This is a genomic window from Candidatus Symbiopectobacterium sp. NZEC135 (genome assembly GCF_025962695.1).
Genome location: NZ_JAGFPF010001295.1, coordinates 1 through 612, shown reverse-complemented (window position 1 = coordinate 612; position 612 = coordinate 1). Strand labels below are relative to the sequence as shown.

The window sequence follows — 612 nt, the reverse complement described above, 5'->3', positions numbered from 1 at the left end:
TTCCGGTGTGGACGGCGTTGCTTCCACCGGCGGTGAGGCAGCGGCCTGTGCCGTGGCGGAGGCGATATCGCCCACTTCCGATGCGGTGACTTTGCCATCCTCGGTGGCAGCCAGCGTACTTTCTACGACATCCGCTGCTGGTTTGGTTTTCGGCAATGCCACCAGCAGCGCATTGATTTGCGTTGGCAGCAAGGTCAACGCGCGTCCTTCCCAGTGCATGCCGGTGCGCAGTTCGCCCAGCGAGACCGCCGTATCATCCAGCGTGACGCGGATATTGTTCAGCGTCAGTTGGCTAAGGCGTATCGGGAACGGTGCCTTGAGCTCGCCCACCGGCGCACTCGGGGCCGGAGCCTCTGCGGGCGGCGGCATGGCGCTGCTGTCGATCACAACATCGAGCTCGCGTAGCGCAATATCATTGATACAAATCTGGCTGCGCGCCAGGCAGCCCAGCTCAAGCGCGAGGTGCAGTTCACCGGCGTTGAGCGTGATACCCGGCGTTTGATACCCGACACCGCGCAGTGTCAGATCGCGCCAACCGCCTTGCACCTCGGCGATCTCCAAGCCCGGCACCCAGCGCGCCGCGCCATTGAGCAACAGATGTAGCCCCGGCGT

At 63.9% G+C, this 612-nt stretch carries 1 pseudogene; it reads right to left on the bottom strand.

Annotated elements, in window-relative coordinates:
- Positions 1–612 (bottom strand): annotated as a pseudogene (locus tag J5224_RS33905) (translocation and assembly module TamB); the annotation flags it as partial.